Consider the following 4,961-nt stretch of genomic DNA (forward strand, 5'->3'; position numbering starts at 1 on the left):
CAACGATCAAGGCCCTGACCTGATGGTTAACACCTGGTCGGGGCCTTCTTCGTGTCCGCTGGCCGGTGGTAGTGGCTCGGTGGGTGCTCGGGAGCCGATGGACCGAAGCGGCGTCGGTGGGACGTGGCGGGATGATTTGGGACGCCCCTCGGGTGGCTACCGGTGGAGGATAGCCGGGCGGCCCGGGTTACGGATGCCGGTGGTCGCGCATCGGCTCACGGTGGCTATTGAGCCTGGAAGCCGTCATGGGTCCGGCGTCCCGAGGAGCGAGCATCGACCGTATGCAGCATCCGCTTCTGCCGATGAGCGGTCGTCACTCCCACCTGTTCCTGTCGGTCCACCGGACCTCGGGATACGACGGCCTGGGGATGGTGCTGAACCCCACCGCCTTCATGAAGCGGCGCAGCGCGAGGATGCCCCCGGAGGCTGACCACTCCGCAGCGCCCTTAGACGGCGACTGGGTGCCGCCGTACAGGCAGATGCCTACGTTGTGCTGCTCAGCCAGGGAGTAGACCTCTGCGATTTCCGCGTTGGAGAGCGCGTTCGGGCTCTGCAGGTACGTCCTCATTAGCCGAGACTAGCGTCGCAACCTTCGGATCTGAGCGTGTATACGTCGCTGGTCAGGGGCGGATGCACGCGAGGTAAATCGCTCCGTGCGAGCCCGCTGACGAACGCACCAATCTGCCGCAGACTGCGCGGCCTGGTACGGCGGTCTGCGAGGCCGGCGAGATTTGCGCTGCGGGTTCAGGTACGCGAGCTGGCGCCGGCGGAGGGAGCGGCTGCCGATGGCGCTGATGGTGTCGGCGCTGCCTGAGTGTCCCTCGGTGGACAAAGGAGCTGTGCTGATCTGGATCGTTCGGCCTGCCCTACGCTGACGCCATGAGGGAACGGGGCATGAATCAGACTCCAGCACTTGCTCCACCTGGCGGGCGCTGATGGATCGGCAGGCTGCGGTACCGACTCGCGTGGTTCCGAACGAGATCCGGGCTGACGTGGAGATGCTGTGGAGATACCACGACATGCACCACGAGCTGCGCCCATGCGACGTCGGCATTGGGCTGGGCAGCCATGACCTCGGCGTTGCCGTGGTCGCAACGCGGCTGTTTCAGGCAGGCATGTTCCCATGGATCGTTTTCACCGGTGCGAACGCCCCGACCACTGTCGAAAGGTTCCCGCGAGGAGAGGCGGTGCACTACCGCGAGTACGCCGTCGAGCAGGGTGTGCCCCCGGAAGCGGTTCTCGTGGAGCCGCGTGCCACGAACACCGCCGAGAACCTCGAGTACTCCCGCGCGCTCCTGGCCGAACGACAGATCGCGGTGCGGTCGGTGCTGATCATGTCGCGGCCCTACCAGCAGCGTCGGGCCTACGCCACCTGCAGGCTGATGTGGCCGGAGGTCGATGTGGTGTGTGCGTCGAACCCGCTCGAACTGGACGATTACGTGAGCAGCATCGGCGACCCGCGGCGGGTGGTGGACATGCTGGTCGGCGACACGCAGCGGATCGAGGTGTACGCCGAGCGCGGGTTCGCGATTCCGCAGGAGATGCCGGACGAGGTACGGACGGCCTTCGAGCGCTTGGTGGCGGCTGGCTACACGAGCCGGCTGATCTGAGCCCAGCTACCAGCGGGGTCCTCCCGAGCGGACGCCCATCCGGTCGCTGAGTTCGACGGCCAGTCTAGGTGGCCGGGGGCGGGTGAGAATGTCCCGGACGAGGTCGCGGGAGAGCTGGTGGTAGCGCACCTGGTCGGGGCCGATGACCTCGGCGTCCAAGAGCGCGACGAGCGCGTCGTCGATGCGGTTCCACCGGGCGAGGGCTCGGGCGGTTTCGATGGCGTGCCGGACCCGCCGCTCGACGGGCACGGTGCTGGTGTCGAGTGGGGCGCCGATGGCGATGGCGCGTTGCACGTCGCCGAGTTCCATCGCCACGGTGGTCTTGTGGATCGACACGTTGGTCGGCCCGAACGCGGTCCACACGTGGTTGCCATCGGCACCGAGTCGCTGCGCGGCGGCATCGGCCTCGGCGATGTGGGTGTCGGCCGAGGCGCGGTCGTCGTCTCGAGCGGCGGCCAGGGCGCAGACGAGGTGCAGGCTGCCGTAGACCGACAGCAGCTGCGGAGTCGGCTTGATGAGCCGTGGTTCCAGGAACTGCGCCGCCGTGGCGGCGAGGCCGCGGGCTTGGGCGTACTCACCGATGGACGCCAGCGAGTGCGCGGCGGAGCGGCTGAGTGAGCCGATGACGACGTGATCGTGGCTGGCGTTAGCGGCCGCCAGCCCTCGGCTGGCGGCGGTCCACGCGAGGTCACCTTCGCCGAGTTTGGTGAGGAACAACGCGGCGAGCTGGTGCGCGTAGGCGGTCATCGCGTGCGCGCGCTGGCCGTCGTCTCCGTCGTACGCCTCGGTGGCGGTGAGGCAGTCGTGGATGAGGTAAGGCAGCCGGCGGGCGAGGGTGCCGTACCGGGAGTGCTGGTAGGCGGTCCAGATCTCGGCGACGTCGTTCTCGATCTCGCGCAGGGCGGGGGCCTCCATGTCCCCCGTGCTGGCAAGCGCTGGTGCGAGGTGGCGATAGTCGTGAAGCGCGGCCCGCAAGGCCGGGATCGTTTCGCGTCCGGAGTCGTCCGACCACTCGAACAGGCTCGGTGCACCGATCAGATCGCCGAGGGACACGTCGAGGGCCTTGGCGATCGCGCGGATGACCGACAGCCGGTCCAGGTCGGCCCGGTTCGTCTCGACCTTGCGTAACCACTCCTGCGTCTTGCCGACCAGACCGGCCAGCACCTCCTGGGAGAGCCCTCGCCGACGCCGGTAGAAGGCGACGCGCTGGCCGATCGTCATGTCGTCCGTCATCCCTCGCACACCATCACCCTGCCCGCTGAAGGCCGCCGGACCCGGTACGGATTTTCCCGGTCCTCCGTACAGGCCGCGCCTACTTTCAGTTCACCCCGGATCACCGGCGTGCGTCGATGCCCGTGACGGGATTGCTGACAGGGAGCTGCAAATGGAGGGATCGATGAGGGGCGCACCACACCACGGCTTGGGCCGCCGGTCCGGCCCGTCCGGGAGCGAACTGTCTCGGCGCTTTCCCCGCCTGCGTACCGCCATGAGGGCTGCGCGGGTGGGTGATCGGCGGTCTGCTCCCAGCCGCCGCGGTGCGGCGGGCGNACATGACGGTGTATGTCTCGCGTAACGCGATGGCCGGGCAGTCCCGGCGCCCCGAGCCCGGGTGGATGTCCTCGCCGGAGCTGGTGTGGCCCGCTGATCCGCCGCTGCTCACCTTCGTGTGGCGTCGGCTGTTCGAGCAGCAGGCCCGCGAGGGTGGTCGCCGGTGACTGGGCAGCAGCGCCGTCTCGGGGCGAACCGTCTCGCGCCGGCCGAGGTGGAACATTTGCCGATGCGCCCGCTGTGGCTGTGCCGCCGGTGCGGGCAGCCGTGGCCCTGCGGCGCAGCGAAGCTCGCGCTTCTAGCCGAGTACCGCGAAGCGCCGGTGCGCCTGTTCCTCTACCTGGCCGGCTGCCTGCACGACGCGATCGACGACATGCACCGGCTCAACCCGAGCGTCACGGGAAGCGCCCGGGACATGTTCGACCGGTTCCTCGGCTGGCCGGCCCGGCATACCCACGCGTACCGCGTCAGTACCCCCACGGCCGCCAGCATCGAGGAGGCCTCCTCGTGAACGGCATCGGCCTCATCAACGCGACCGGCCAGCCGGCGGTCGCCGGCAGCTTCCACACCCTGGTCGTGCAGCCGACGAGCCTCTGCAACCTCGACTGCACCTACTGCTACCTGCCCGACCGACGATCCCTGCGCCTGATGAGCGGCGCGGTCGCGCGGGCCTGCGCGGAGTCGATCGCCCAGCAGAACAGCGGTCATCCGGTGAGTGTCGTGTGGCACGGGGGCGAGCCCNGCGCGCGGGAATGGTGCGTCACGAGATCCAGACGAACGCGACGCTGATCAACCGGCAGTGGTGCGAGCTGTTCACCGCTTACGGGTTCGAGGTCGGGGTCAGCATCGACGGACCGGGCGCGTTGAACCGGAACCGCCTCGACCGGGCCGGCAACCCGACGGATGCCCGCACCCTGCGCGGCATGCAGACCCTGGCCCATGCAGGGCTGAGTTACTCGGTGATCTGTGTGGTCACACCGGAAACCATCGATTACGCGGAATCCCTCGTCAACTTCTTCACCGGCCTGCCCGGCTGTGAGTCGGTGGGCTTCAACATCGAGGAGCAGGAGGGCGCCGACCGGGCACTGGTGTCGGAGGAGGCCGCGTACTGGTTCTGGCAGCACCTCATCGCGCGTCGTGTCGGCGGCAGCACGCTGCGGATCCGCGATGTGGACAGGCTGGCCGACTATCTCGCCGCCACCCGCGCCGGGCGCGTAAACCACGCGCCGTACGAGCCGATCCCGACCGTCTCCTGGGATGGGCAGGTGGTGCTGCTGTCACCGGAGCTGCTCGGCATCACCGAGCCGCGATACGGCGACTTCATTGCCGGCAACGTCCTCCATCAGCCGATCACCGCCATGCTCGCCCGTGCCGGCGACTTGGACTACGTCGCCGAGTTCGTCACGGCCCTCAACGACTGCGCCGACCGCTGCGCCTTCTACGACTTCTGCCGTGGCGCCCAGGCCGGCAACCGCTACTTCGAGCACGCGACGTTCACTGCCCGAGAGACCACCTACTGCCGGACCACGCGACAGGCCCTCGTCCGCGCCGCGGCGGATCACCTCACCCCTCAAGGAGGAGCCCCATGACCAACGCCCTCGCGGTCCTCGTCAACGCCGCACCTGAGCAACTCGCCCGCCTCGGCGTCGACCCGCAGCGGTCGGTACCGTCGATCGACGCGGCGAAGTTCGACAACCGCCCCACCTGGGACAACAAGGGTAAATTCGACAGCCGACCCGGCTGGGACAACTGGAACAAGAAGAAGTAGCCCACCCCGCCGGGACGCGCTGGGTGGCGTGCCCA

At 68.6% G+C, this 4,961-nt stretch carries 6 protein-coding genes and 1 pseudogene; 5 read left to right on the forward strand and 2 right to left on the reverse strand.

The features are described from left to right. Positions 1 to 313 precede the first annotated feature (313 nt). Complete coding sequence (locus B1205_RS19290) at positions 314 to 568, reverse strand: hypothetical protein (RefSeq protein WP_089156855.1); 255 nt, start codon at positions 566 to 568, stop codon at positions 314 to 316. Positions 569 to 935: 367 nt separating this feature from the next. On the opposite strand from B1205_RS19290, the gene B1205_RS19295 reads away from it, so the two are divergent. Then, positions 936 to 1,610 carry a YdcF family protein gene (locus B1205_RS19295; protein ID WP_089156856.1) on the forward strand — a complete coding sequence of 225 codons (675 nt, stop codon included), beginning with the start codon at positions 936 to 938 and terminating at the stop codon, positions 1,608 to 1,610. A gap of 6 nt (positions 1,611 to 1,616) precedes the next feature. Here B1205_RS19295 and B1205_RS19300 read toward each other — a convergent pair whose 3' ends face one another. Then, entirely contained in the window at positions 1,617 to 2,843 is a 1,227-nt protein-coding gene (locus tag B1205_RS19300) for a helix-turn-helix domain-containing protein (RefSeq protein WP_176308676.1), read from the reverse strand. 317 nt (positions 2,844 to 3,160) lie between these two features. Between B1205_RS19300 and amcA (B1205_RS29875) the strand changes: the two genes are divergently transcribed. From amcA (B1205_RS29875) to amcA (B1205_RS19320), 4 genes and pseudogenes are all read left to right on the forward strand, one after another. After that, complete coding sequence (gene amcA, locus B1205_RS29875; protein ID WP_176308677.1) at positions 3,161 to 3,325, forward strand: multiple cyclophane-containing RiPP AmcA; 165 nt, start codon at positions 3,161 to 3,163, stop codon at positions 3,323 to 3,325. Next, positions 3,322 to 3,669, forward strand: a complete 348-nt coding sequence (locus B1205_RS19310) for a hypothetical protein (RefSeq protein WP_089156858.1) — start codon at positions 3,322 to 3,324, stop codon at positions 3,667 to 3,669. The genes amcA (B1205_RS29875) and B1205_RS19310 overlap by 4 nt, the downstream gene beginning before the upstream one ends. Beyond that, positions 3,666 to 4,747: pseudogene (locus tag B1205_RS19315) on the forward strand (cyclophane-forming radical SAM peptide maturase AmcB). Before B1205_RS19310 ends, B1205_RS19315 begins: the two are co-directional and overlap by 4 nt. Further along, positions 4,744 to 4,926, forward strand: a complete 183-nt coding sequence (gene amcA / locus B1205_RS19320; protein WP_089156859.1) for a multiple cyclophane-containing RiPP AmcA — start codon at positions 4,744 to 4,746, stop codon at positions 4,924 to 4,926. Before B1205_RS19315 ends, amcA (B1205_RS19320) begins: the two are co-directional and overlap by 4 nt. Positions 4,927 to 4,961 lie beyond the last annotated feature (35 nt).

It is taken from the genome of Micromonospora sp. NBS 11-29 (assembly GCF_002140155.1).
In the GTDB taxonomy this organism is placed as follows: Bacteria; Actinomycetota; Actinomycetes; order Mycobacteriales; family Micromonosporaceae; genus Micromonospora.